This is a genomic window from Nocardioides sp. (assembly GCF_030150155.1).
Taxonomy (GTDB): Bacteria; Actinomycetota; Actinomycetes; order Propionibacteriales; family Nocardioidaceae; genus Nocardioides.
The window spans coordinates 49,551-74,007 of the sequence record NZ_JASLGR010000054.1 but is presented as its reverse complement, the minus strand read 5'-3'; the positions used below and the strand labels follow the sequence as shown (position 1 = coordinate 74,007).

The window sequence follows — 24,457 nt, the reverse complement described above, 5'->3', positions numbered from 1 at the left end:
CCGGTGGCCCCGACCGGGCCGGCCGGACCGATCGCGCCGCGTGCGCCGACGGCGCCGGTGGCACCTTGGGCGCCCTTGGCCCCGGTGGCGCCCTTCGGGCCGCGGGCCCTCGTGCTCGCCTTGCCGCCGCGGACCCAGCGGATGTGGTCCTCCGAGGCGCGGCACTTCGTGATCGAGGAGACGATCCGGAGCTTGCCGGTCTCGACGCTGAAGCAGGCGCTGATCACCCGCCGCGGTGAGGCCTCGGCGGGCTGTGAGAGCCCGGTGGTGACGATGCCGGTCAGGGCGATGGTGGACAGCGAGAGGGCCGCCGTACGGCGCAGGGAGGTCGTCGACACGGCGCCGAGCGTACGGGAGGTGGGGCGACATACCTAAAACGCTTTGGTACTGGTGGGCGTCCTGGCGGGCCGCGGGCCCGTTCCGGCGGGGTGTGCGCGAGCCCCTGGGATTGCGCCGCGTGGCGGAGTAGAACTCGACTATGACCAGTGAGACCAACGACGGACCGCTCGACGGCGACCAGCTCTCGGCCGAGGACACCCTGGAGGATCGCGGCGTCGACGACCTCCTCGACGAGGGCTACTCACCGCCCGAGCGCTACCTCGACCCGACCCAGGGGGAGTCCGACGGTGAGGGCGAGGGCATCGACGAGTGGTTGCGACAGGAGGAGCCCGACCCGGTGGCCTCGCTCGCCTACGGCGAGGACAGCGATGACGGCGATGACGGCGAGGAGACGTCGCTCGACGACGGCGAGGTCGGCGACCGGCGCAGCGGCCGGCTGGAGCAGGTCGAGGGCGAACCCGACGGCTTCGCCTACGACGTCGGGATCGACGGCGGTGCGGCCAGTGCCGAGGAGGCCGCGATGCACGAGATCCCCGAGGAGCCCTAGGGCCCCGCATCGCCGGGCCCGTCCCGCCCTGCGCACCGCGACGCGCCCCTCCTAGGATGCCGACGGAGCGCCCCGCCGGACGCCCCAGGAGCACTCGGGGTGTCACGGAGGGTGAGCATGGGCAGCGCGCAGGTGTCGGCTGGGGCGGTCACGAGCGAGGACCAGGCGTTCTGGGCGACGTCGGGCGACGACGTACTGCAGGGACTGCGGTGCACCACCGACGGGCTGAGCGCGAGCGAGGCGGCCGACCGGCTGGGGGAGTACGGTCCCAACCGACTCGGTAACGCTCGCCGCAGTGGGGTGTGGCGGGAGCTGCTGCGGCAGTTCACCGAGCCGATCGTGGTGATCCTGATCGGGGCGACGTTGCTGGCCCTGCTGCTCGGCGACACCTTGGACGCCTCCATCATCCTGGTCATCATCGTCTTCAGCGGGCTGCTCGGCTTCTGGCAGGAGCATGGCGCCTCCGCCACGGTGGCTCGGCTGCTGGCCCAGGTCGAGGTGCGGGTCGAGGTCCGCCGCGACGGTCAGGTGCTCTCGGTGCCGCCGGAGGAGATCGTCCCGGGTGACGTGCTCGTGCTGGCCGCCGGGGACCTGGTGCCCAGCGACTGCCGGGTGCTGAGCGCCGAGGCGCTGCAGGTCGACGAGGCGGCCCTGACCGGCGAGAGCTACCCGCGGCACAAGCATCCCGATCCGGCTGCGGCCGATGCCGCCCTGGCCGACCGGCACAGTGCGCTGTTCCAGGGCAGTCACGTGGTCAGCGGCAAGGGCGTCGCCGTCGTGGTCGCCACCGGTGAGCGCACCCTGCTCGGCGGGATGTCGCGCAGCCTCACCCAGTCGGCGCCGCCGACCGGCTTCGAGACCGGCATGACCCGGTTCGGCTACCTGCTCACGCGGGTGACGCTGGTGCTGACGGTGGCCATCCTGCTGCTCAACGTGGTGCTCGGCCGCTCGATGATCGAGGCGGTCCTCTTCTCCCTCGCCCTGGCCATCGGTGTCACCCCGCAGATGCTGCCCGCGATCGTCTCGGTCAGCCTGTCGGCGGGGGCGCGCAGGCTGGCGCGAGCCCAGGTGATCGTGCGCCGGCTGGAGTCGATCGAGGACCTGGGCAGCATGGACGTGCTGTGCACCGACAAGACCGGGACCCTCACCCTCGGCAGTCTCAGCCTCGGCCTGGCTCTGGACCCGGCGGGTGGGCCTAGCGACCGCGTCAGCGAGCTCGCAGCCGCCAATGCGGGGCTCCAGACCGGCTACAGCAACCCGCTCGACGCGGCGGTGCTCGCCGCCCATCCGGTCCCTGCCGGCTGGCGGGCGATCGGGGAGCTTCCCTTCGACTTCGATCGCAAGCGGCTCGCGGTGCTGGTCGAGACCGGTACCGAGACGCTCCTGATCAGCAAGGGAGCCTTCGACCGGGTGCTCGCCGTGTGCACCACGGTGGCCACCGCTGACGGGGAGGAGCCCTTGGAGGCGTACCGTTCGGCCCTGGACGCTCAGTTCCAGGAGCTCTCCTCGCAGGGCTACCGGGTGCTGGCCGTCGCCACCCGACCGATGCCGGGAGCGACCACCCTCACCGCTACCGACGAGGGAGGGCTGTGCCTGGCCGGGATCCTCGGCTTCATGGACCCGCCGAAGGAGTCGGTCGCGGGCACGATGGCCGAGCTCGCCGACCTCGGTGTCACCGTCTGCATGGTCACCGGTGACAACCGGTACGCCGCCCGGCACGTCGCCGAGGCAGTCGGCTTCGCCCACACCGAGGTGCTCACCGGTGCCGAGATCGACGGCCTCGATCAGGACGCGTTGATCGACCGGGTGCTGCGCGTCAGGATCTTCGCCGAGCTCAGCCCGACCCACAAGGAGCGGGTCATCGCCGCCGTACGCTCCAGCGGGGCGGTGGTCGGCTATCTCGGGGACGGGATCAACGACGCCGGCTCACTCCATCTCGCCGACGTCGGGATCTCGGTCGACACCGCGGTCGACGTCGCCAAGAGCGCTGCGGCGCTGGTGCTGCTCGACAAGGACCTCTCGGTCGTGGCGGAGGGGGTCCGGCTGGGGCGCGCGACCTTCGCCAACACACTGAAGTACGTCTACACCACGATCAGCGCCAACTTCGGCAACACCGCGAGCATGGCGATCGCCTCGGCGTTCCTGCCCTTCCTGCCACTGCTGCCGCGCCAGATCCTGCTGCTCAACTTCCTCAGCGACCTGCCCAGCGTCACCATCGCCGGCGATCACGTGGATCCCGAGCAGGTGCGCACGCCCGGTCGGTGGGACGTGCGGCAGGTCGGTCGCTTCATGGTCACCTTCGGCCTGCTCAGCTCGGCGTTCGACCTGGTCACCTTCGCGCTGCTGCTCCAGGTCTTCGACGCGGACTCGACGCTGTTCCGCTCGGCCTGGTTCGTCGGGTCGACGCTGACCGAGATCGCGGTGCTGTTCGTGCTGCGGACCCGGCGGATGGCGCTGCGCAGTCGCCCCGGCCGCGCCCTGACCCTCACCTCGATCGCTGTCGGGGTGGTCGTCTTCGCCCTCCCGTACGTCGGCCCGCTGGCCGATCCGCTGGGCCTGGACGCGCTGCCCGCGCGGGTGGTGCTCAGCCTGGTCGGCGTCACCGTCGCGTACGTCGTCGCCGCCGAGCTCACCAAGCGGTGGTTCTATCGCGCCGGCCAGGGGGAGCAGCCGGCCTGGCCCGTGGCGCCGGCCGACCACCGCGCCACCCTGGCGCGGCGGCGGCTCCACCAGGCAGCGCTGGAGCACGGCCGCTGAGGCTGGCCGATGCGGTCGCGGTCCGGTGGTGCGGCTAGGTTGGAGCGTGTTTCACGTGATGTTCCTCGAGCCCAGGATCCCACCCAACACCGGAAACGCGATCCGGATGTCGGCCGTCACGGGCAACACCCTGCACCTGATCGAGCCGCTCGGGTTCGACCTGTCCGAGCCCAAGCTCAAGCGGGCGGGCCTCGACTATCACGACCTGGCCTCGGTCCGGGTGCACGCTGGTCTCGATGCCGCGCTGAACAGCGAGGAGCTGGCCGGGTCGCGGGTCTTCGCCTTCACCGCCCATGCCACCCGGTGGTTCGTCGACGTCGCGTTCGAGCCGGGCGACGTCCTGCTCTTCGGGCCGGAGCCCACCGGGCTCAGCCAGGAGGTCCTTCACCACCCGCGGGTGAGTGACCGGATCAAGATCCCGATGGTTCCCGGGCGCCGTTCGCTCAACCTGTCCAACTCCGCCGCTGTGGTGGCCTACGAGGCCTGGCGCCAGCAGGGGTTCCCGGGCGCCCAGTGAGGCTTCGCCTTGTGAGTGTCTGGACGGTCCCTGGACCGTCCAGACACTCACAAGGCAGAGTCAGGAGAGGCGGCGCACCCGCTCGCGGGGCGTTGAGGAGTTGTCGCCGTCGATCGAGCTGCGGCGGGTGCCGCGGACGGTGTCGACCCGCTGGTCCTCGCCCTTCACCGGCTGGGCCTTGATCAGGGTCTCGTGCTCGAAGTCATGGGATTTGCCGGTGTTGCGGTAGTAGGCCCACAACGCCCAGTAGACCCCGCCCGCACCGGCAGGGCCGAGCGCGAGCAGCCACAGCGGACCGGAGTCCGAGGACGACGAGGACGAGTAGTAGTCGGTCGCGAGTGCGAGGATGCTCATCGCGCCGCCAGCAGGGCCAGGACGATGCCCTCGAGCACCGTGCCGGTGGTCAGGGCTGCCAGCAGAAGCCGGCCGTGGGAGACCGGCACGCTGCCCATCGTCTCGCCGGTGCGGCCGTTGACCGCGATGTAGTGGACCATCGCCGACTCCCCGCTGCCGTGGTAGTAGGAGTAGAGCCAGACCGGCAGGTACATCGCCACCCAGCGGCTGCCGTGCACGGTGACCGCCTCGCCCTCCCAGCGCACCCCGCGGTCGTAGCGACCGATCGAGGACTCCACCTGGGAGCGCGCGATGGAGAGCAGGTGATCCTCGAACATCGGCTCCATCGCCGACACGTCGCGGTCGCGTCGCTCCGAGGTGTAGCCCACCAGGTAGTGCGCGTTCCACTCCACCGCGTTCTTCGTGTCGAACGGCAGGATCGTGTTGATGATGTTGTTCGTGTTCACCCTGGTGTTGAGGTTCGCCCGGTCGGCCGAAGACTCCAGGGTCAGGTCGTCGACGGTGAAGTCGACGTGCCGGGCGACGCGGTAGATGTCGGCGTCGTAGTAGGTCACGGTCGACTCGCCCTGCTTGCGGGTGTAGCGCCGGGTCTGGATCTCTCCGACCCCCTGGACGTCGGCGGAGACGTTCCCGTCGACCACGAGGTAGGGCAGATAGACGCCGAGCACGTTCTCCGGGGTGAACTCCCGAACGAACCGGCGCTCTGCGAACATCCGGCGTGACCCGGCGAACTTCTTGATCCGCGCCACCGCGTCGGCCTGGGTGATGCTGAAGGGCAGCACCGCATCGGGGACGACCCCGTTGGGCACCTGTTCGTTGAGGCTGAGCACGTGCCGGCACCAGTGGCAGCGCGTCGACGTCGCTGTGGCCAGGGCGACCACCACCTCGGCGCCGCAGCCCTGGCACTTGAGGGTCACGGTGTCGGCGTCGTCGGTGATGTCGGTCGCGCCGGAGGCGACCGTGGTGCCGGTGAGCTGATCCAGCGGTACGTCGCCGGCGACCCGCTCCTCGATCTGCTCCTCGCTCCACTCGTGACGGCAGAAGAGGCAGATCAGCCTGCCGGTCGAGACTCGGAGCTGGATCTCGGTCGAACCGCACTTCGGGCAGCGGTCGACGCCGTCCCGCGTCCCGGTGGAGGTGTCGATCACCGGGTCGGGGAGCGGCGTCGCGCTCTGCTCCTCCGTCATCGAGCCGTGGTCACAGGCCGAGGGCCTTGGCCTTGACGGCGTCGTAGTCGGCCTGCGTGATCAGGCCGGCGTCGAGCATCTCCTTGGCCTTGGTGAGCTGGGCCATCGGGTCCTCAGCGGCGGGCGCAGCCGGAGCGGCCGGCGCGGCAGCGGCCGGAGCCGCCGCGGCAGGGGCAGCGGGAGCCGCCGGCTGGACGCCGGTCGACTGGGCGCCGACCCCGGGGACCGGCTGCTGGAGGCCGCTCAGGCCACCGGCACCGGCGGCCATGCCCATCCCGATCAGGCCGCCCGCACCGGCGTTCTGGCCGGCGGCCTCGTAGCCGGCGGCCACCGAGGCCTGCAGGTTCGAGTTGCCGCGCGCGCCCGAGAGCGCGTCGGCACGCTGCACGTTGCGCAGCAGCTCGCGGGTGTTCTGGTCGTACTCGATGGCGACCAGGGCGACCGAGACGATCTGCAGGCCGCGCCCGGTGCTCCAGGCGTAGTTCGTCTCGACGGCGGCCGAGAGGCTCTGCGCGAAGCCGACGGAGTCCTGCTGGATCTTGGTGATCCGGTTCCCCTTGGCGGGGTCGTTGGTGTACATCGAGAACGCCGGCGCCAGCGAGCCGACCACTTCGTTGAAGAGCTGGGAGGCGGCGTCGTTGTCGATGTCGGTGAAGTCGAAGACGGCGCCCGGCTCCAGGTAGGCGGCCGGGACGAAGGACTTCACGAACAGGATCGGGTCGATGATCTTCATCGTGTACGTGCTGCGCGTGATCGCCCCGACCTGGGCGTTCATGTACGCGTCGTCCCAGTAGATCTCCGACTGCGTGCCGAACCGGTTGTTCGGCAGCTCCTTGAGGGTGACGAAGTAGGCGCGCTGCTGCGAGGACGGTCGGCCGCCGAACTTGAACCGCTCCCAGGAGTTCTTGATCAAGGGGGACACGATGCCGTTGCCGGCGAAGATCGACTCGGAGTCACCGGCGTCGGACTTCCACTCGTAGGCGCCCGCCTCGGCGGCGAAGCCGGTGATGCCGCCGTCCTCCATCAGCACCAGGCCGTAGCCCTCCGGCACGATGATCTTCGAGCCGTTGGTGATGACGCCGTCGGACGCCTTGGTGTTCGAGCCCCGCCCGGCGTTGGTGCCCTGCGGAGCCGCGGCGAACAGCGCCGCGGTCGGGGAGAGACCCTCGGGGACGGTGAAGAAGTCCTTCCACTGGTCTGCCAGGGTGCCGCCGAGTGCACCGATCGCCGCCTGAATGAGCCCCATGTCGATGGCCTTCCGTCTCCGAGTGGGTGGTTGCCCCCGACCTTAGTGGCCCGTCCCTGACCCCAGCCATCGAACGGGGCGGCTCAGCCGATCTTCTCCGCGATCTGGGAGCGGACCTGGACCGAGGAGGTCAGCAGGGTGCGGGCGGTGGCGGTGGCGCGCTTCGTGGTGAGCGCGGTGGCCTGGGACTCGTACTGCACCAGCACGGTGCGTCCGTGCACCCAGGCGGTCCAGACCTGAGCGACCCCAGCGTTGGGCGAGCCCCACTTCTCCTCGCTGCCATAGCCCGTACGCCGCCACGCGAGCGTCCCGGGCACGTCGAGCTCGGTGATCGTGGCCGACCCGGCCTTCGCGCAGGCGGCGAGTCCGCTGCGCAGCGCCTCGTACGTCGTGGTGGCCCCGGCGGCGGTGGGATAGACAGCGACGCTGCGTGTCACCTGGCCCGGGTCCTTCTCGCCCAGGCCTCCGCCGGTCGAGCTGACCGCGCGGCGTGCGGCCACCGGACTGCTGGCCGGGGCGACGGTGGTGCCGCACAGGTCGATCACCTCGGTCAGCGGGCCGACGACGAAGTCGTCGCCGGAGAGGTACCCGGTCAGGTTGAGGCGCTTGAAGTAGTCCGGCGTGTAGACCTTCGAGGCCGCCAGTTCGGCGGGCGAGAGGCTGATCGACGGCTCTACCTCCACGGCCGCGCTCGCCGAGCCCGTGACCGAGCCCGTTGCCGAGTCCGTGGCCGCCGCCGTCGAGGAGGGCGATGCGGTGAGCGGCGTACCGCTGGAGGCGGCAGGCATGTCGCCGTCACCGGATCCGCACGCGCTCAGCGCCACCGCCGTGAGCATCGCCAGGACGCCGAGGGAGCCGCGGCGCAGCCCAGTCGCTTCGATCATGCGCCGACCCTAGGGCTTCAGACGCCCTGCCGGGGGCCGTTCGCCGAATCCCGTCCTCCGCGGTAGGCAGGCGAGCGCGGGCTGGGAGCGGGGGTGCCGGCACGCAGCAGTGGCACCGTGCGCGGCGGGATCAGCACCGAGAGCACCATCACGCTGGTGGAGCGGGCCACGGGGGAGGAGGTGTCGATCCGGACCAGGGTCTCCTGGAGTTCGGGCAGGGACCGGGTCGCCACCCGGCACAGCACGTCGAAGGTGCCGGTGGTGCCGTAGGCCTCCAGCACCTGGGGGATCGCGGTGAGGTCGGCGACCACCTGGTCCAGGGCGCCTTGGGCGATCTCCAGGGTGACGTAGGCCTGCACCTCGAACCCGGCCGCGGCCACGTCGATGCGCGGGCTCCAGTCGGCGATCACGCCGGCCTCGGCCAGCCGGCGCAACCGGGCTTGGACGGTGGCGCGCGCCACCTTGGTGCGGCGAGAGAGCTCCAGGTCGCCCGCTCGCGGCACCTCGGTCAGCGCGCTCAGCAACGCGATGTCGATCTCGTCCAGTGTGGTCGGCGTCACATCTCTTCTTAGCATCCTGCCTATTTAGAACGCGAGAGAACTGCACAGATTGCGCAGTCCGGACAGTCCGTGAAGGGCAGGTTGTCGAGGTCGGGTGGGGCGTGTGGACTCGGGTCATGGCCCTGGTGGAGACCCTGACGAACGAGGAACGGCTCGCCGACCTCGACCTGCCCACACTCCAGCGACTCGTCGGCCTCGTCGAGTACGACGACGCTGCCGACCCGTTCCCGGTGACCGGCTGGGACGCGATCGTGTGGGTGGTCGGCAACGCCCTGCAGACGGTGCACTTCTTCGTCTCCGCGTTCGGGATGGAGGTGGTGGCCTACTCCGGTCCTGAGACCGGCAACCGCGACCATGTCGCGTACGTGCTCAGCAGCGGCGCGGTCCGCTTCGTGATCACCGGCGGCGTCGACCCGGCCAGCCCGCTGCTCGACCACCACCGTCGTCACGGCGACGGGGTCGTCGACATCGCCCTCGCGGTGCCCGACGTCGACCGGTGCGTGTCCCATGCCCGCCGCGTCGGTGCGACGGTGCTGAGCGAGCCGCACGACCTCACCGACGAGTACGGCACCGTCCGGATCGCCGCGATCGCGGCGTACGGCGACACGCGCCACACCCTGGTGGACCGCAGCCGTTACGACGGGCCCTACCTGCCCGGCTTCGTCCCCCGTACGACGCCCGGCACCCGGCCCGACGGCGCGGTGCCGGTCTTCCAGGCCCTGGACCACGTGGTGGGCAACGTCGAGCTCGGCCGGATGGACGAGTGGGTCGACTTCTACGGCCGGGTGATGGGGTTCACCAACATGGCCGAGTTCATCGGCGACGACATCGCGACCGACTACTCCGCACTGATGTCGAAGGTCGTGGCCAGCGGCAACCACCGGGTGAAGTTCCCGCTCAACGAGCCGGCCCCGGCCCGGAAGAAGTCGCAGATCGACGAGTACCTCGAGTTCTACGACGGCCCCGGCGCCCAGCACCTCGCCCTGGCCACCAGCGACATCCTGGCCTCGGTGGACGCGCTGCGCGCCGCCGGTGTCGAGTTCCTCTCCACCCCCGACTCCTATTACGAGGACCCCGAGCTGCGTGCCCGGATCGGGGAGGTCCGGGTGCCGATCGCCGAGCTCCAGTCCCGCGGGATCCTGGTCGACCGGGACGAGGACGGCTACCTGCTCCAGATCTTCACCCGCCCGATCACCGACCGCCCGACGGTCTTCTTCGAGCTGATCGAACGCCACGGCTCGCTCGGCTTCGGCAAGGGCAACTTCAAGGCCCTCTTCGAGGCGATCGAGCGCGAGCAGGAGCGACGCGGGAACTTCTGAGGCGACTGCCGAACCGAACAGCGAGGTACAGCGATGGCCCACTACACCCGGGTCGGGGACGTCCCGCCCAAGCGTCACACCCAGCACCGCGACGAGGCCGGTCGGCTCTACTACGAGGAGCTGATGGGGGAGGAGGGGTTCTCCTCGGACTCCTCCCTGCTCTACCACCGGCACATCCCGTCGGCGATCGTCTCGGCCCGCACCTGGGACCTGCCCGACCAGTCCACCACCCCGAACCACCCCCTGATCCCGCGCCACCTGCGGCTCCACGACCTGACTCCTGGACCGGCTCAGTGGGCCGACGTCGATGCGGTCACGGGACGACGGCTGGTGCTCGCCAACGCCGACGTGCGGATCGGGTACGTCGCCTGCGGAGCGCCCTCGCCGCTGTACCGCAACGGGATCGGTGACGAGTGCGTCTACGTCGAGTCCGGTTCGGGGCGGGTGGAGACGGTCTTCGGCACCCTGGAGGTCGGCGACGGCGACTACGTGATCGTGCCGCGGGCCACGACGCACCGCTGGGTGCCGGCCGAGGGCTCGGAGCCGCTGCGGCTCTACACGATCGAGGGGGTCGGGCACATCGCTCCGCCGGAGCGCTACCGCTCCCGCTACGGGCAGCTCCTGGAGAACGCTCCCTACTGTGAGCGGGACCTGCGCGGGCCGGCCGGGCCGCTGCTGGTCGACGGCTCCACCGGCGCCACGGCCGACGAGATCGAGGTCTACGTCAAGCACCGCGGTCCGGGACCCGGTGGCCTGGCGGGCACGATCCACGTCGTGCCGCACCACCCCTTCGACGTGGTCGGCTGGGACGGATGCCTGTACCCCTATGCGTTCAACTGGCGCGACTTCGAGCCGATCACCGGGCGGGTCCACCAGCCCCCGCCGGTGCACCAGGTCTTCGCCGGACACCACTTCGTGATCTGCAACTTCGTGCCGCGCAAGGTCGACTACCACCCGCTGTCGATCCCGGTGCCGTACTACCACTCCAACGTCGACTCCGACGAGGTGATGTTCTACTGCGGCGGCGACTACGAGGCACGCCGTGGCTCGGGCATCGGGCAGGGCTCCATCAGCCTGCATCCGGGCGGCCACAGCCACGGACCGCAGCCGGGTGCCTACGAGCGCTCGATCGGCGTCGAGTTCTTCGACGAGCTGGCCGTCATGGTCGACACGTTCGCACCCCTGGAGCTGGGTGAGGCGGGCCGTGCCGTCGACGACGGGGCCTACGTGACGTCGTGGGTCCGAGGTGGAGCATGAGCCTGCCACTGCTCTTCGACGACGCCGCGATCTTCCCGCCCGGCAACCTCGGGCTGGCCGAGGCGGTGGTGGCCCACCGCCGCCATCGGCGGGCGCCGTACGCCGCCCTGGTCGGCCCCCTGGTCGTCGACCTGCCCCGGCTGGAGGAGCTGCAGCGTCTGACCCACCTGCTCGGCGAGGAGCCGCTCGACCTCTGCCTGGTGGTGCCCGACGCCGCCGGGGCGGTGACGGCGGTCGAGGCGATGGAGGCCGTCGGGGGCTGGCGGAGCGAAGCCGCCGCGGGGTTGCGGCTGGTCGCGATCGAGGTCCGCGTCGCCGAGGTCGCCGGGCTGCGGGCGGCGTTGGCAGAGGTGGCGGCGTTGTCGGGGGTGGCGGAGGTTGGTGCCGAGGGATCGGGGCTCACCGTCGTCGTGGAGCTCCCGCGGGGGCCGCGGAGCGCCGCCGTCATCGTCGACCTGGCGGGGACGACGTACCGGGCGAAGATCCGCACCGGCGGCACCGAGGCGGCTGCCTATCCCGACGAGGCCGAGCTCGCGGACACCCTGCGTGCGCTGGCCGAGGCGGGCGTGCGGTTCAAGGCGACCGCCGGCCTGCACCATGCGCTACGCCACACCGACCCGGTCACCGGGTTCGAGGAGCATGGCTTCCTCAACCTGCTGGCCGCCACCGACGCCGCCGCCCGCGGCGCGGACGGGGCCGAGATCGCCGCGGTGCTGGCCCACCGCGACGCCACCGCCCTGCTCACGCTGCCGGCACGCACAGGGCTGCCGACCACCTCGGCGCTGGAGTCGATCGGGACCTGCTCGATCGACCAGCCGGTCGCCGACCTCCGACGGATGGGGCTGATCCCGTGACCCGCGACGACCACCTCTTCGGCCCGGCGAACCTGCCCTACGGCGTCTACTCGACCCCCGGGCGTGCCCCGCGGGTCGGCACCCGCCTGGGCGGGTACGTCCTGGACCTCGCCACCGTCCTCGACGACGACCTCTTCGCCGGGCCGAGCCTGTCGCCGTTCATGGCGCAGGGACCGCAATGCTGGCAGCAGGTCCGCGCGGCGTTGCAGCGCGCCGTGGCCGACGTGGCGGCCGACGACCTGGCGGCGCACCTGCCGCCGGGCGCGGCCGTCCCGATCGCTGAGGTCACCCTGCACCTGCCGTTCGAGGTCACCGACTATGTCGACTTCTACGCCTCCGAGCACCACGCCTCGAACCTGGGGCGGCTGTTCCGGCCCGAGGCGCCCGACCCGCTCACCCCGAACTGGCGGCACCTGCCGATCAGCTATACCGGGCGGGCCGGGTCGATCGTGGTCTCGGGCACCGACGTGGTCAGGCCGTGCGGCCAGCGGCTCCCGGCGGGTGCCACGACCCCGGAGGTGGGGCCCTCGCAGCGGCTGGACCTGGAGGCCGAGGTCGGCTTCGTGGTCGGCGTCGGCAACGCGATGGGGGAGCCGATCAGCATCGCCGCGACCGAGCAGCACCTCTTCGGGGTGGTGTTGTTCAACGACTGGTCGGCGCGCGACCTGCAGGCCTGGGAATACGTCCCGCTCGGCCCGCACCTGGGCAAGTCCTTCGCCTCCACGGTCTCGCCGTGGGTGGTGCCGATGGCGGCACTGGAGGCGGCCCGGATCCCCACCCCGACCCAGGTCCCGACCCCGATCGGCTACCTGGCCACCGACGCGCCGTGGGGCCTGGACCTGAGTCTGGAGATCCAGGTCAACGGCGTCACGCTCAGTCGGCCGCCGTACGCCTCGACCTACTGGTCGCCCGCCCAGATGCTGGCCCACCTGACCGCCAACGGCGCCCCGACCCGGACCGGCGACCTGTTCGCCTCCGGCACCGTCTCGGGGCCCGCCGCCGACCAGGTCGGCTCCCTGATCGAGCGTGGCGAGGGCTTCCTCGCCGACGGCGACGTGGTGGTGCTGCGCGCCACCGCACCCGGCACCGACGGCTCCCGGATCGGCTTCGGCGAGGCCCGCGGCCGGATCACCCCTGCGAAAGGACACCGATGAAGACCCTGCTGCAGCGATTCGAGGCGGCCCCGCCCGAGATCGTCTTCGAGTGGCACGACACCGAGACCGAGGCGCGTGGCTGGGCGGTGATCAACTCCCTGCGCGGCGGCGCCGCCGGGGGTGGCACGCGGATGCGCGCCGGCCTGGACCGCAGTGAGGTCGAGGCCCTGGCCAAGACGATGGAGGTGAAGTTCACCGTCTCGGGTCCGGCGATCGGCGGCGCCAAGTCGGGGATCGACTTCGACCCGGGCGACCCGCGCCGGGCCGGGGTGCTGGAGCGCTGGTTCCGGGCGGTCGCGCCGCTGCTGAAGGCGTACTACGGCACCGGTGGGGACCTCAACGTCGACGAGGTCCATGACGTCATCCCCCTGACCGAGCGCTACGGGCTGTGGCATCCGCAGCAGGGCATCGTCAACGGGCACTTCGCGCCCACCGAGCGGGAGCTGGTGCAGCGCGTCGGGATGCTGCGGCTCGGGGTCTCCAAGGTGGTCGAGGACCCGCGCTACATCCCCGCAGTCCAGCCCGGAGCCGCGCCGCGGAAGTACACCATCGCCGACCTGGTCACCGGCTGGGGCGTGGCCGAGTCGGTCCTCGCCTTCTATGACGTGTACGGCGACGGGGCGCCGGTCGCGGGCAAGCGGGCGATCGTGCAGGGCTGGGGCAACGTCGGTGCCGCGGCGGCGTACTACCTGGCCCGGGCCGGGGTCCGCGTGGTCGGGATCATCGACCGTGCCGGTGGCCTGATCGAGCCCGAGGGGCTGAGCCTGGCCCAGGTGGAGGCCCTGCTGCTGGCCAAGACCGGCAACGGCCTGGTCGCCGAGGGGCTGCTCGACTTCGCTGAGGTCGACGAGCGGATCTGGGACCTGGAGGCCGAGATCTTCCTGCCGTGCGCGGCCTCCCGGCTGGTCACGAGCGAGCAGGTCAAGCGGCTGAGTGTGGCCGGCCTGGAGATGATCGCGGCCGGAGCGAACGTGCCCTTCGCCGATGCCGAGACGTTCTACGGGCCGACGTACGAGCTGGCTGACCAGAGCGTCGCGGTGGTGCCCGACTTCATCGCGAACTGCGGGATGGCGCGCGCCTTCACCCTGCTGATGGAGGGCTCCGGGGAGGTGACCGACGAGGCGATCCTCGGCGACGTGTCACGCACGATCCGTGACGCCGTCCAGCGCTGCCACGTGCGCTCGCAGGCCCGGACCGCGATCGCGGCGACGGCACTGGAGATCGCGCTGGAGCAGCTGGTGAGTGACGGGGAAGGGGAGTGAGATGTTCGACGAGGCGCAGTACTTCGCGCCCGTGGTCGCCGATGACCAGGGCAACGTGAGGGTCCAGCTCGGTCGTGAGCATCCGGGGTTCGCCGACAGCGAGTACCGCCGCCGACGCGACCGACTGGCGAGCCTGGCCAGCAGCTGGGTGCCGGGAACTCCGTGCCCGGTCGCTGACTACACCGAGGAGGAGGACGAGGTCTGGCGGGTGGTGTGCGAGGCGTTGGAGTCGCGGCACCACGCGTACGCCAGCAGTGTCTTCCTGGAGGGCAAGGAGGCGCTCGGGCTGCCGGTCGACCGGGTGCCGCAGCTCGACGAGGTCAGCGACCTGCTCGCCCCGCTGACCGGGTTCCGGTACCAGCCGGCGGCGGGGCTGGTGCCGCTGCGGGAGTTCTACGGTGCGCTGGCCGACCGGCGGTTCTGGGGCACGCAGTACATCCGGCACCACTCGGTGCCGCTTTACACCCCCGAGCCCGACGTGCTGCACGAGGTCGTCGGGCACGGCAACACGCTCGCGCACCCACGCTATGCGACCCTCTACGAGGCGGCCGGCCAGGCGGCCCGCCGGGTCGAGACCGAGGCCGCCCTCGAGTTCGTCAGCAAGGTCTTCTGGTTCACTCTGGAGTTCGGCGTGCACTGGGAGGAGGGGCAGCTGCGGGCCTACGGCGCCGGCATCCTGTCCAGCCCCGGAGAGATCGAGGAGTTTCGCGGCATGGAGATCCGAGACCTGGACCTGGTCGACATGGGCACCCACGACTACGACATCACCTCCTACCAGCGGGTGCTCTACGCGGCTGAGTCGTTCAGCCAGGTCGAGGACGTGGTCGGCTCGTTCTGGGCCGCCTGCGACGACGACGCGATCGCCCGCCTGACGGTGACGGCATGAGCACCCCGCTGCTGCCCGAGGAGGTCGCCGCCGCGCTCGGCTCGCTACCGGACTGGTCGGTCGGGGACGGCTGGCTCACCCGGACCCGCACCCTGCCCACCTTCGTTGAGGCGCTGGCGTGGGTGCAGCAGGTCGGTGAGCTCGCCGAGGCGATGAACCACCACCCCGACATCGACATCCGCTGGCGGACGGTGACGCTCCGGGTCAGGACCCACGACGCGGGGGATCGGATCACGGCGCTGGACATCGCGCTGGCGGGCCAGGTGGACGCGCTCGGCTGAGGGACATCGGTGCTCAGCGGCGAGGAGAGAGGTCCTCGGGCAGCAAGGTGAGATGGGGTGCGTGCCGAGGTCGGACCGCCGTGAAGTGGCGTCGATCCAGGGTGGCGATCTCGGCGATGTCGAGTCGCTCTGACAAGGCGATCAGCGAGGCGTCAGTGGTGCCGAGCGGGAAGTCCGCATAGCGATCGACCAGCTCTGACATGCGCTCATAGTCGGCCGCCACCAGGTCGACCGGCTCAAAGTCGCCCTGCGCGACGGCGGCGAGCCAGCGTGCTTCATAGGCAGCGCCGCCGTACCGCTCAAGCAGGAACCCGACCTCGGCCGCCACCGTCGCTGGGAGCAGCAGGGACTGATTGGCGAGCCGAAAGCCGGTGAACATCTCAGTGCAGGCATGATGCCGGTCCTGGTGGGCGAAGGCGGCCGCCACGATCGGGCCCGTGTCACACAGGATCATCAGCCTTCAGCGCCGAAGCCCTCCAGGTAGTCGCTCGACCGGTCGGCCAGGTCGGTGGGCACGTCCGTGGACGTCACCATGCCGAACCAGGAGAACGGCTCCCTCGTGCGGGAAGGCAGATCGGCTGTGCGTCGGCGTACGTCGGTGAGCACGGCCTCCACCTCGTCATCGGCAAGGCCGTCGACGAGGCGCTGGAGCTCCTCACGGTTTGTGCTCATGGGAGCAAGCCTATGTCGGCCCACCGACATTTCTGAGTGCCTCCGACGGCCTGGGGCCGCTCCGTACGATGGAGCCATGAAGATCCCCACCGCACCCCTCGTCGCCCTCGGTCTCGTCGGTGGCTACGCCACCGCCCGCTACACCGGCAAGCGTGAGCTCGGCGGTGCCGTGCTCGCCGTGGCCGGCGCTGCTGCCGCCAAGGGCTGGGCCGGGTCGGTCGGGGTCGCTCCGGCTGCTGCTCTCACCGCGCTGTACGTCGGCGCGTTCGGCGGCTCGCACCCGCTGGCCAAGAAGATCGGCGCCTGGCCCTCGGTCGGCGTCGTGACCGGGCTCGCGGCCGGTGCCGCTGCGGTCGCCGACGCCAAGGGGCGCCGCCACTCCTGAGGGCCCCCGGCTGAGGCCCGGAGCCGTCCAGACGGCGCGGGCCTCAGCGCAGGATGCCCAGCTCCCGCGCCTTGGAGACGGCCCCGGTCCGCGAGGAGACGCCGAGCTTGGAGAAGACGTGCACCAGGTGCGACTTCACCGTCGCGTCGGTGATGTGCAGCCGCGCTGCGACCTCGGTGTTGCTCGCCCCGGCGGCGACCAGCTCCAGCACCTCGATCTCGCGCGCCGAGAGGCTGATGTGGGGGGAGCGCATCCGCTCCAGCAGCCGTCCGGCGATCGCCGGTGCCAGGGCGCTCTCTCCTGCGGCAGCGGCACGGATCGCGGCGGTCAGCTCGTGCGGCGGTGCGTCCTTGAGCAGGTAGCCGCTGGCCCCGGCCTCGACCGCTCCGAGGATGTCGCCGTCGGTGTCGTAGTTGGTCAGCACCAGGACGTACGGCGCCGCCGCCAGGCCCCGGATCCGGCGGGTCGCCTCGACCCCACCGGTCGACTCCCCGAACTGGAGGTCCATCAGCACCAGCTCGGGTGCCAGCCCGGCGGCCAGGTCGACCGCCTCCTCGGCGGTGGCCGCCTCCCCGACGACCTCGAGGTCGTCCTCGCCCTCCAGCAGGGCGCGGAGTCCGGCCCTGACGACGGGATGGTCGTCGGCGATCACGAGCCGGATCATGCCGCACTCCGTGGCAGCGTCACGGTGAGCGTCGTACCGCCGGGGGAGACGCTGGCGAGGTCGACGGTGCCGCCGATCTGGGCGATCCGGTCCTCGATGCTGCGCAGGCCGAAGGAGTCGCTGGACCGAGCGCGGGCGACGCTACCGGGGTCGAAGCCGACCCCGTCGTCGCTGACGGTCAGGGAGATCTGGGTCGGGGACTCTACCAGGCGGAGCAGGACGTGGGAGGCGTGCGCGTGCTGGACCACATTGGCCAGCGCACCCTGGGCGACCCGGAGCAGCGCCGTCTGGGCGTCCATCGTGACGTCGACCCGGTCGGGGACCTCGACGCTCACCGGCAGCCCGTAGGTCTCGCTCTGCGCGGCGGCGAGCCGTCGCAGGGCACCGGGCAGCCCCTGGTCCAGGGTCGGCGGGGTGAGCTCGCGGATGAAGCGTCGGGTCTCGGCCAGCACGTCGGCCGAGGTCTGCCGTGCCAGCCGGACGTGGTCGTTGCCGGCACTGCCCGGCTCGGCTCGCTCGGCGGCGTGGAGCAGCATCTGGATGCTGGAGAGCCCCTGGGCGATGGTGTCGTGGATCTCCCGGCCCAGCCGGGCACGCTCGGTGAGGATGCCCTGCTCGCGCTCGGTGGCGGCGAGCAGGTCGCGGGTGGCGACCAGCTCGGCGACCAGTGCCTCGCGTTCGGCGGCCTCCCGCGCCAGCGCCCGGTAGCCGAGCCCGATCATCAGGGCCACCCCCGCCCCGACGAGTGGTCCGACGACGCCGCCGACGGTGAACTCGGAGTGCAGCCCGATCGCGACGATCGCGATCGCGGTGGCGACCAGGACCGCCAGCGGTCCCGCGGGGGTGGGCAGCAGGTGCAGATAGAGGAAGAACAGCGGGAAGACCAGGTAGGCGGCCTCGGGGATCTGGATCAGCAGCCCGCCCCACAGCAGCGTCAGGGCCAGCAGCCAGAGCGTGTCGCGGCCCCGACGGCGGCCCGTCGGGGCCCGCGCCAGCCAGGCCCCGGCCAGGTAGACGGCGGCGAACGCAGCGCTCAGCACGAGCGCCGTCGGGGTCGAGGTCGCCTCGCCGACCAGGATCCGGGCGAGCACCAGCCCGAGCAGCACCGCGACCAGCAGATGCAGGCAGGTGCGCAGGGCGGTGAAGACCGGGGTCAGTGAGTGCTGTGGCATGGCCCCTCCAGCCTACGGAGCGCAGCTGCGGATCGGATCCATCGAAAGTCGTAGCCGAGGACCAACCTCTCTGCCGATGAACCCGAGCCCCGCGCGCAGCAGTCTGGAACTGTCGCCGGGGAACCGTCGGTGACAGAAAGGAACACTCTCGTGTACGTCGCCTGGCGCGACCTCCGCTTCGCCCGCGGACGGTTCGTCCTCATGACCGCCGTGGTCGCCCTGATCACCCTGCTCGTCGGCTTCCTGGCGGGCCTCGCCGGAGGCCTGGCCTCCCAGAACGTCTCGGCCGTGCTGGCCCTACCGGGGGACCGGCTCGTCCTGCAGCAGCCGGCCTCGGGCAGCCCGAGCTTCAGCGAGTCCTCCCTCCCGGCCAGTACGACGGCCGCGTGGCGTCATGCCGACGGGGTCACCTCGGTGGTGCCGGTCGGCATCGTCCAGGGCCGGGTCGCCAGCGGCGAGCGTCCGGTCGCCGTGGCCCTGGTCGGGCTGCCGCACACCGACGGCGCCACCTCGATCGGCTCGCTGGCCCCGAAGAGCGGGGACGGCATCGGCCTGTCCAGCGCGGCCGCCGACCAGCTCGGCGCCCGACCCGGCTCGCAGGTGATGGTCGCCGGACGCTCCTTCACGGTCGGCACCGTCGGCCACGACCTCTGGTACAGCCACCTGCCGGTCGTGGTGCTCAGCCCCGAGGCGTGGTCGAGCGTTGACCTCAGCCTGGGCGGGAGCGGTGACGCGACCGTGCTCGCGGTCAGCGGCCATCCCGACTGGAGTGCCGTCGAGGCCCAGACCCAGACCAGTGCGTCGGGACACCTGGCCAGCCTGACTGCCCTGCCGACCTTCACCTCCGAGATCGGCTCGCTCGGTCTGATGATCGGGATGCTGTTCGTGGTCTCGGCCCTGGTGGTGGGTGCGTTCTTCACCGTCTGGAGCATGCAGCGCACCGGCGACGTCGCCGTGCTCAAGGCACTCGGCGCGACCACGTCGTCCCTGGTGCGTGACGCCCTCGGCCAGGCCGCGGTCGTCCTCGTCGTCGGGATCGGCGTCGGGCTGGCCGCCGTGGTCGGACTGGCCCTGATCGCCCCGAGCGGACTGCCGTTCGTGCTCGATCCGCTCACCACGCTGCTGCCCGGCGCAGCCCTGGCCCTGCTCGGCCTCGCCGGCGCTGCCGTCGCACTGCGCAGCGTCACCCATGCCGACCCCCTCACCGCACTCGGGAGCAACCGATGATCCGCCTCGACCACGTCACCCTCACCTTCCCCGACGGGAACCGTCGGATCACCGCCGTCGACGAGCTGTCCCTGACCGGCCGCCCCGGCATCGTCACCGGGATCACCGGCCCGTCGGGCTCGGGCAAGTCCAGTGTCCTGGCCCTGGCCGCGACCTTGATGCCGCCGGACAGCGGGCACGTCTGGATCGGCGACCTCGACGCCGCCCGGCTCAGCCGCCGCGAGGCAGCCGACCTGCGCCGCGAGCAGATCGGGATCGTCTTCCAGCAGTCCAACCTGCTGCCGTCGCTGACCGCCCGCGAGCAGCTGCACGTGATGGCCGAGCTCGGTGGCCCCGGTGCCCGCGAACGCCGTCGGCTGGTCCACAGCCGCGCCGACGACCTGCTGGAGGCCGTCGGGCTGGCCGACCACGCCGACAAGCGCCCGGCCCAGCTCTCCGGGGGCCAGCGCCAGCGGGTGGCGATCGCCCGGGCGCTGGTGCACGAGCCCGGCGTCCTGCTGATCGACGAGCCGACCAGTGCCCTGGACCAGGAGCGCGGCGCGGAGATCATGGCGCTGATCGCCGACCTGACGCACCAGCGGCGTACCGCCACGCTGCTGGTCACCCACGACCTGGTGCACCGCGAGGCCCTCGACGAGCTGGTCACGATCGTCGACGGCCGCCTGGTCGAGACCGCCGTGCAGGGGCGCCTGGCGGCGCCGAGCGCTTGACCTGGCTCGGCGCGAGGGCCAGGGTCTCAGTGGCGGTCCTGCCCACCCCCCGACCTCAGGAGCTTGAGATGACCCGCGTCCGCGTCGACCTGTTCTCCTCCCTCGACGGCTACACCTCGGCCGGCGGCACCGCCGAGGACCCGATGGGGGAGGACTGGGGCCCACTCACCCAGGCCTACATCGCCACCCGCACGATGCAGGAGCGGGTCTTCGGCGACACCTCCGGGGCCGGCACCACCGGACTCGACGATGCCTACGCCGAGGCGTTCTTCACCGGTGTCGGCGCCGAGATCATGGGCGCGGCGATGTTCGGTCTGCACTCCTTCCCCGACGACCCCGACTGGAAGGGGTGGTGGGGCGAACGCCCTCCCTTCGGTACGCCGGTCTACGTGCTGACCCACACTGCGCCGCGGGACCCGATCCCGATGGAGGGCGGCACCACCTTCCACTTCCGCGACGGCGCGATCGAGGACGTCCTGGCCGAGGCGGTCACCGCCGCCGGCGAGCGTGACGTCAGGGTCGGCGGCGGGATCAGCACCGCCCGCGCCTTCCTGCGCGCCGGACTGGTCGACGAGCTGCACGTCAGCATCGCCCCGATCGTGCTGGGCCGGGGCCACCGGGTCTGGGAGGACCTGCGCGGCCTGGAGTCGACCCACCGGATGCGCAGCGAGGTCGCGGAGTCCGGGACGATCCACGTCACCTTCACCCGCTGAGCCTCGGGTCTCAGTAGTCCATCCCCATCGCCTCCCGGACCTCGGCCAGTGTCGTCTCGGCGATCGCCGAGGCCCGGTCGTTGCCGTCGCGGAGCACCGCGAGGAGCTGGGCGGGGTCGGCGGCGAAGGTCGCGCGCCGCGCACGGTGCTCGCGCAGGCCCTCGTTGACCGCCTCGGTGACGAGCGCCTTCAGTCCGCGGCCGCCGGTGTCGCCGACCTGGTCGGCCAGGGTCTGCGGGTCGGTGCCGGTGAAGCCGGCCGCGATGGTCAGCAGGTTCGCCACCTCGGGGCGCCGCTCGGGCTCGAAGGTGATCAGGGCCTCGGCGTCGGTGCGTGCCCCGCGGATCAGCCGGGCAGTCTCCTCGGCGCTGGCCCCGAGGGCGATCGTGTTGCCGCGGCTCTTGGACATCTTCGCCCCGTCGAGGCCGAGGATGAGCTGCTGGTCGTTGAGCAGGGCGACCGGCTCGGGGAAGACCGTGCGCCCGTCGGCGAACCGGGTGTTGAAGCGGCGGGCGATCACCCGGGCCTGCTCCAGGTGGGGGAGCTGGTCGCGCCCGACCGGGACCACGGTGGCCTTGCAGAAGAGCAGGTCGGCGGCCTGGTGGACCGGGTAGGTGAGCAGCAGCCCCGACAGCGGCCGGTTGCTGGCCAGCAGCTCGTCCTTGACCGTGGGGTTGCGCTCCAGCTCGGCGTTGGTGACCAGGCTGAGGAACGGCAGCATCAGCTGGTTGAGGGCCGGCACCGCCGAGTGCGCGAAGACGATCGAGCGGCTCGGGTCGATCCCGAGCGCCAGGTAGTCGGCCATCAGGGAGAGCACGTTGTCCCGGATCCGTCCGACCGAGTCACGGTCGGTGATCACCTGGTAGTCGGCGATCAGGACCAGGGAGTCGACGCCCCGGTCCTGGAGGGCGACCCGAGCGCGCAGGCTGCTCAGGTAGTGGCCGATGTGCAGGTCGCCGGTCGGGCGGTCGCCGGTCAGCATACGGTACGCCGTCGGCGCGACGTCGATGGCGGCGGCCAGGTCGTCACTGCGGACCTGGGCGGCGTCGAGGGTGGTGCTCATGGGTGCTCCTGTGGGTGAAGCCCACGGGCGCCGCGGCGGATGCCAGCACGTGTCGAGACGCCCGAGGGCGGCTCGAAGGGGATGGGACGATCGGCGGCCGCCTAGAAGGTCGGCCACCACCACTGCTGGGCGCGCATCGTCACGCTCTCACTCTACGCCCTGGTCTGCCGCGTCCTCGGTCGGCCTCAGCAACGGCAGGACCAGCTCGAAGACGGCACCGTCGGCGACCGGCACCGACCGCACCCAGCCACCGCGCTCGGCCGCCAGCTCGCGCGTCACCGAGAGCCCGATCCCGGCACCGCCGGCGTCGCGGGAGCGGGCGTCGTCCAGCCTGACGAACCTGTCGAAGATCCGGTCGTGCTCGCCGTCGGGGACGCCGGGGCCGTCGTCGGCGACGCGGAGCAGCACGCACCCCGCGGCCTGCCCGGTCGGCTCCGGTGACCGGATCGGCTCGGCCGGGATGTCGCCGGCCTCAGCGGCCCCGGCGGTGGTGATCGTGACCCGCACCGCGCTACGGGCATGGCGTTGTGCGTTGGTGAGCAGGTTGTCCAGGAGCGTCTCCAGGGCCTCGACCGGCCCCGCCACCAGGAGCGGACCCTCCGGCAGGTCGGTGGTGACCGGATGGGGACGGCGCCGGGCCAGCTCCCGACCGACCACCTCGACCAGGTCCACCGGCCGGTAGCTGACCTGCGCCGGAGCACTGGCGTCGCGCCGGGCCACCAGCAGCAGTCCGTCCACCAGCCGCTGGAGCCGGTCGACCTCGTTGAGCACCTCGGTTCGGAGCTCGGCCGGGTCGGTCGGGGTCAGCGCCGAGACCTCCATCAGGGTGCGGATCGTCGCGACCGGGCTGCGGAGCTCGTGCGAGGCGTCGGCGACGAAGCGGCGCTTGGAACGCTGGCCGGCGTCGATCCGGTCCAACAGCGAGTTCATCGTCTGCGCCAGCCGGCCGACCTCGTCGGTGCCGTGCACCGGCAGCCGCGCGTCGGTCGGACCCGCGCCGATCGCGTCGGCGGCCCGACGCATCCGCTCCACCGGCGCCAGCGCCCGCCCGGCCAGCATCCAGGCGGCCACGCCGACGATCCCGAGCAGCATCGGGACGGTCGCGCCCAGCAGCCGCAGGTCCGAGACCGTGGTCGCGTTCACCGTCTCCAGGGTCCGCAGCACGACGACGTACGTCGTCCTCGGCGAGCCCGGCACCGGCACGGCGGCCGCGCTGTACCGGTCGGCCTCACCGCCGAGGCTGACACTGACGACCCCGGCACGGGGCTGCGGCGTGGAACGGGTGGCCCGCAGGGTGAGTGCCGGCGTGCTGGTCCGCAGCGCCCGGGAGTGACGCACCACGACACCGTCGTCGACGATCTGGAACAGCGGCGACTCCGCGGCCAGGGAGACCGAGAGGTCCTGCGGCGTGGGGGTCTTCGGGATCCCCTCCTGGGCCACCTCGGTGGCGAGGTTGCGTGCCTGGGTGCGGGCCAGGACCGCCTCGGCGTGGGTGAGGCCGACACGTTGGAGCCAGGCCACGATGCCACCGCCGACGACCACGATCGGGAGCAGGAAGGCCAGGGTGACCGCCGTGGTCCGCACCCGCACCGACCAGGTGCGCCGGGCCGGGCGCTGCGTCATCCGCTGCGTCATCCGCCGTGACCCTCGAGCCGGTAGCCGGCACCGCGGACCGTCTCGATCGCGGCCCGCCCGAACGGGGCGTCGATCTTGCGGCGCAGGTAGGCGATGTAGACCTCGACGATGTTCTCGCTGTTCTCCGCACCGTCGTGGTGCAGGTCCCAGACGTCCTGGAGCAGGTCGAGCTTGGAGACCACCGTCCCCTTGTGCCGGATCAGGTGGTGCAGCACGCCGTACTCCCGGGCGGTCAATGCGATCTCCGTGCCGCCGCGGTGCACGCTGCGCGAGGCTGGGTCGAGGGTGAGGTCGCCTGCGGTGAGCACCGGGGGCCGCTCGGGGCCACCACGTCGGACCAGCGCCCGCAGCCGGGCGACCAGGACGGGGAACGAGAACGGCTTGGTGAGGTAGTCGTCGGCACCGAGGTCGAACGCGTCCACCTCGTCGTACTCGCCGTCCTTCGCCGTCAGGATGAGGACGGGCGTCCAGACCTCGGCGCGGCGCAGGTCGCGACATACGTCGTAGCCGTTGCGGCCCGGCACCATCAGGTCGAGCACGATCACGTCGAACTCACCTGCCAGCGCCCGCTCCCGTCCGGCGAGACCGTCGTGCACGATCTCGGTCAGGAAGCCCTCGGCCTCCAGTCCTCGCTTGATCGCCCGAGCCAGCGTCTGTTCGTCGTCGACCACCAGCACCTTCACCAGGCACCCCCCTTTGCTCCTCCAGCATGCCCGACAGCCCCGCATGAACCCTGTGAAAGCTCTCAGCAACGCTCAGCGGGCGCACAGGTTCGGCTCCGCACAGTGGTCCCTGTCCAGCGCAACAGCATC

General features: G+C 71.6%; 27 protein-coding genes. 14 read left to right on the top strand and 13 right to left on the bottom strand.

Annotation, left to right across the window (positions count from 1 at the left end):
* On the bottom strand, window positions 1-338 hold a 338-nt coding region (locus tag Q1V88_RS17025; RefSeq protein ID WP_300682545.1), incomplete at its 3' end, for a collagen-like protein.
* 140 nt (window positions 339-478) lie between these two features.
* Here Q1V88_RS17025 and Q1V88_RS17020 point away from each other — a divergent pair.
* From Q1V88_RS17020 to Q1V88_RS17010, 3 genes are all read left to right on the top strand, one after another.
* Complete coding sequence (locus Q1V88_RS17020) at window positions 479-886, top strand: DUF5709 domain-containing protein (protein ID WP_300682544.1); 408 nt, start codon at window positions 479-481, stop codon at window positions 884-886.
* A 117-nt stretch (window positions 887-1,003) separates the two neighbouring features.
* The gene (gene mgtA / locus Q1V88_RS17015) at window positions 1,004-3,643 is read left to right on the top strand and encodes a magnesium-translocating P-type ATPase (RefSeq protein WP_300682542.1); all 2,640 of its coding nucleotides are present in this window, start codon (window positions 1,004-1,006) and stop codon (window positions 3,641-3,643) included.
* Between the two features lie 46 nt (window positions 3,644-3,689).
* Window positions 3,690-4,160 carry a tRNA (cytidine(34)-2'-O)-methyltransferase gene (locus Q1V88_RS17010; RefSeq protein ID WP_366914100.1) on the top strand — a complete coding sequence of 157 codons (471 nt, stop codon included), beginning with the start codon at window positions 3,690-3,692 and terminating at the stop codon, window positions 4,158-4,160.
* Between the two features lie 60 nt (window positions 4,161-4,220).
* Here the strand turns inward: Q1V88_RS17010 and Q1V88_RS17005 are convergent, their stop codons facing one another.
* The 5 genes from Q1V88_RS17005 to Q1V88_RS16985 form a co-directional block, all read right to left on the bottom strand.
* Window positions 4,221-4,514 carry a hypothetical protein gene (locus Q1V88_RS17005; RefSeq protein ID WP_300682540.1) on the bottom strand — a complete coding sequence of 98 codons (294 nt, stop codon included), beginning with the start codon at window positions 4,512-4,514 and terminating at the stop codon, window positions 4,221-4,223.
* Window positions 4,511-5,701 (bottom strand): TFIIB-type zinc ribbon-containing protein, encoded by a 1,191-nt coding sequence (locus Q1V88_RS17000; RefSeq protein WP_300682539.1) that lies wholly within the window; start codon window positions 5,699-5,701, stop codon window positions 4,511-4,513. Before Q1V88_RS17000 ends, Q1V88_RS17005 begins: the two co-directional genes overlap by 4 nt.
* Before the next feature lie 10 nt (window positions 5,702-5,711).
* A complete protein-coding gene (locus tag Q1V88_RS16995; protein WP_300682537.1) occupies window positions 5,712-6,947 on the bottom strand; it encodes an SPFH domain-containing protein in 1,236 nt (411 codons plus the stop codon).
* 83 nt (window positions 6,948-7,030) lie between these two features.
* Window positions 7,031-7,831, bottom strand: coding sequence for a hypothetical protein (locus tag Q1V88_RS16990; RefSeq protein ID WP_300682536.1), 801 nt, complete (start codon window positions 7,829-7,831; stop codon window positions 7,031-7,033).
* A 17-nt stretch (window positions 7,832-7,848) separates the two neighbouring features.
* Window positions 7,849-8,391 (bottom strand): Lrp/AsnC ligand binding domain-containing protein, encoded by a 543-nt coding sequence (locus tag Q1V88_RS16985; RefSeq protein WP_300682535.1) that lies wholly within the window; start codon window positions 8,389-8,391, stop codon window positions 7,849-7,851.
* A 116-nt stretch (window positions 8,392-8,507) separates the two neighbouring features.
* On the opposite strand from Q1V88_RS16985, the gene hppD reads away from it, so the two are divergent.
* Genes hppD through Q1V88_RS16950 form a run of 7 tightly spaced genes read left to right on the top strand, consistent with a single transcriptional unit; the run spans window position 8,508 to window position 15,404 of the window.
* Window positions 8,508-9,710 carry a 4-hydroxyphenylpyruvate dioxygenase gene (gene hppD / locus Q1V88_RS16980; RefSeq protein WP_300682533.1) on the top strand — a complete coding sequence of 401 codons (1,203 nt, stop codon included), beginning with the start codon at window positions 8,508-8,510 and terminating at the stop codon, window positions 9,708-9,710.
* A gap of 33 nt (window positions 9,711-9,743) precedes the next feature.
* Entirely contained in the window at window positions 9,744-10,967 is a 1,224-nt protein-coding gene (locus Q1V88_RS16975; protein ID WP_300682531.1) for a cupin domain-containing protein, read from the top strand.
* The gene (locus tag Q1V88_RS16970) at window positions 10,964-11,821 is read left to right on the top strand and encodes a hypothetical protein (protein ID WP_300682530.1); all 858 of its coding nucleotides are present in this window, start codon (window positions 10,964-10,966) and stop codon (window positions 11,819-11,821) included. The genes Q1V88_RS16975 and Q1V88_RS16970 overlap by 4 nt, the downstream gene beginning before the upstream one ends.
* Window positions 11,818-12,975: a fumarylacetoacetate hydrolase family protein gene (locus Q1V88_RS16965; protein WP_300682529.1), complete on the top strand. Its 1,158-nt coding sequence runs from the start codon at window positions 11,818-11,820 to the stop codon at window positions 12,973-12,975. The genes Q1V88_RS16970 and Q1V88_RS16965 overlap by 4 nt, the downstream gene beginning before the upstream one ends.
* Entirely contained in the window at window positions 12,972-14,237 is a 1,266-nt protein-coding gene (locus tag Q1V88_RS16960) for a Glu/Leu/Phe/Val dehydrogenase dimerization domain-containing protein (protein WP_300682528.1), read from the top strand. The genes Q1V88_RS16965 and Q1V88_RS16960 overlap by 4 nt, the downstream gene beginning before the upstream one ends.
* 1 nt (window position 14,238) lies before the next feature.
* On the top strand, window positions 14,239-15,123 hold the full coding sequence (locus Q1V88_RS16955) for a phenylalanine 4-monooxygenase (protein WP_300682527.1): 885 nt from the start codon (window positions 14,239-14,241) through the stop codon (window positions 15,121-15,123).
* Window positions 15,120-15,404 carry a 4a-hydroxytetrahydrobiopterin dehydratase gene (locus tag Q1V88_RS16950; RefSeq protein ID WP_300682526.1) on the top strand — a complete coding sequence of 95 codons (285 nt, stop codon included), beginning with the start codon at window positions 15,120-15,122 and terminating at the stop codon, window positions 15,402-15,404. Before Q1V88_RS16955 ends, Q1V88_RS16950 begins: the two co-directional genes overlap by 4 nt.
* Before the next feature lie 13 nt (window positions 15,405-15,417).
* On the opposite strand, the gene Q1V88_RS16945 is transcribed toward Q1V88_RS16950, so the two are convergent.
* Window positions 15,418-15,858, bottom strand: coding sequence for a PIN domain-containing protein (locus Q1V88_RS16945; protein WP_300682525.1), 441 nt, complete (start codon window positions 15,856-15,858; stop codon window positions 15,418-15,420).
* Window positions 15,858-16,076 (bottom strand): hypothetical protein, encoded by a 219-nt coding sequence (locus tag Q1V88_RS16940; RefSeq protein WP_300682523.1) that lies wholly within the window; start codon window positions 16,074-16,076, stop codon window positions 15,858-15,860. The genes Q1V88_RS16945 and Q1V88_RS16940 overlap by 1 nt, the downstream gene beginning before the upstream one ends.
* Window positions 16,077-16,152: 76 nt before the next feature.
* Here Q1V88_RS16940 and Q1V88_RS16935 point away from each other — a divergent pair, with 76 nt between their 5' ends.
* Entirely contained in the window at window positions 16,153-16,461 is a 309-nt protein-coding gene (locus Q1V88_RS16935) for a hypothetical protein (protein ID WP_300682521.1), read from the top strand.
* 43 nt (window positions 16,462-16,504) lie between these two features.
* Here Q1V88_RS16935 and Q1V88_RS16930 read toward each other — a convergent pair whose 3' ends face one another.
* The gene (locus tag Q1V88_RS16930) at window positions 16,505-17,125 is read right to left on the bottom strand and encodes a response regulator transcription factor (RefSeq protein ID WP_300682520.1); all 621 of its coding nucleotides are present in this window, start codon (window positions 17,123-17,125) and stop codon (window positions 16,505-16,507) included.
* On the bottom strand, window positions 17,122-18,297 hold the full coding sequence (locus Q1V88_RS16925; protein WP_300682519.1) for a sensor histidine kinase: 1,176 nt from the start codon (window positions 18,295-18,297) through the stop codon (window positions 17,122-17,124). The genes Q1V88_RS16930 and Q1V88_RS16925 overlap by 4 nt, the downstream gene beginning before the upstream one ends.
* Before the next feature lie 150 nt (window positions 18,298-18,447).
* Here Q1V88_RS16925 and Q1V88_RS16920 point away from each other — a divergent pair, with 150 nt between their 5' ends.
* From Q1V88_RS16920 to Q1V88_RS16910, 3 genes are all read left to right on the top strand, one after another.
* On the top strand, window positions 18,448-19,524 hold the full coding sequence (locus tag Q1V88_RS16920; protein WP_300682518.1) for an ABC transporter permease: 1,077 nt from the start codon (window positions 18,448-18,450) through the stop codon (window positions 19,522-19,524).
* Window positions 19,521-20,234, top strand: a complete 714-nt coding sequence (locus tag Q1V88_RS16915) for an ABC transporter ATP-binding protein (RefSeq protein ID WP_300682517.1) — start codon at window positions 19,521-19,523, stop codon at window positions 20,232-20,234. The genes Q1V88_RS16920 and Q1V88_RS16915 overlap by 4 nt, the downstream gene beginning before the upstream one ends.
* 68 nt (window positions 20,235-20,302) lie before the next feature.
* Entirely contained in the window at window positions 20,303-20,947 is a 645-nt protein-coding gene (locus tag Q1V88_RS16910) for a dihydrofolate reductase family protein (protein WP_300682516.1), read from the top strand.
* A gap of 10 nt (window positions 20,948-20,957) precedes the next feature.
* On the opposite strand, the gene trpS is transcribed toward Q1V88_RS16910, so the two are convergent.
* The 3 genes from trpS to Q1V88_RS16895 all read right to left on the bottom strand — a co-directional run bounded on the left by trpS (window position 20,958) and on the right by Q1V88_RS16895 (window position 24,328).
* Window positions 20,958-22,010, bottom strand: coding sequence for a tryptophan--tRNA ligase (gene trpS, locus Q1V88_RS16905; protein ID WP_300682514.1), 1,053 nt, complete (start codon window positions 22,008-22,010; stop codon window positions 20,958-20,960).
* Window positions 22,011-22,157: 147 nt separating this feature from the next.
* Window positions 22,158-23,645 carry a HAMP domain-containing sensor histidine kinase gene (locus Q1V88_RS16900; RefSeq protein ID WP_300682513.1) on the bottom strand — a complete coding sequence of 496 codons (1,488 nt, stop codon included), beginning with the start codon at window positions 23,643-23,645 and terminating at the stop codon, window positions 22,158-22,160.
* Window positions 23,642-24,328 (bottom strand): response regulator transcription factor, encoded by a 687-nt coding sequence (locus Q1V88_RS16895; protein WP_300682512.1) that lies wholly within the window; start codon window positions 24,326-24,328, stop codon window positions 23,642-23,644. The genes Q1V88_RS16900 and Q1V88_RS16895 overlap by 4 nt, the downstream gene beginning before the upstream one ends.
* Between the last annotated feature and the right edge of the window lie 129 nt (window positions 24,329-24,457).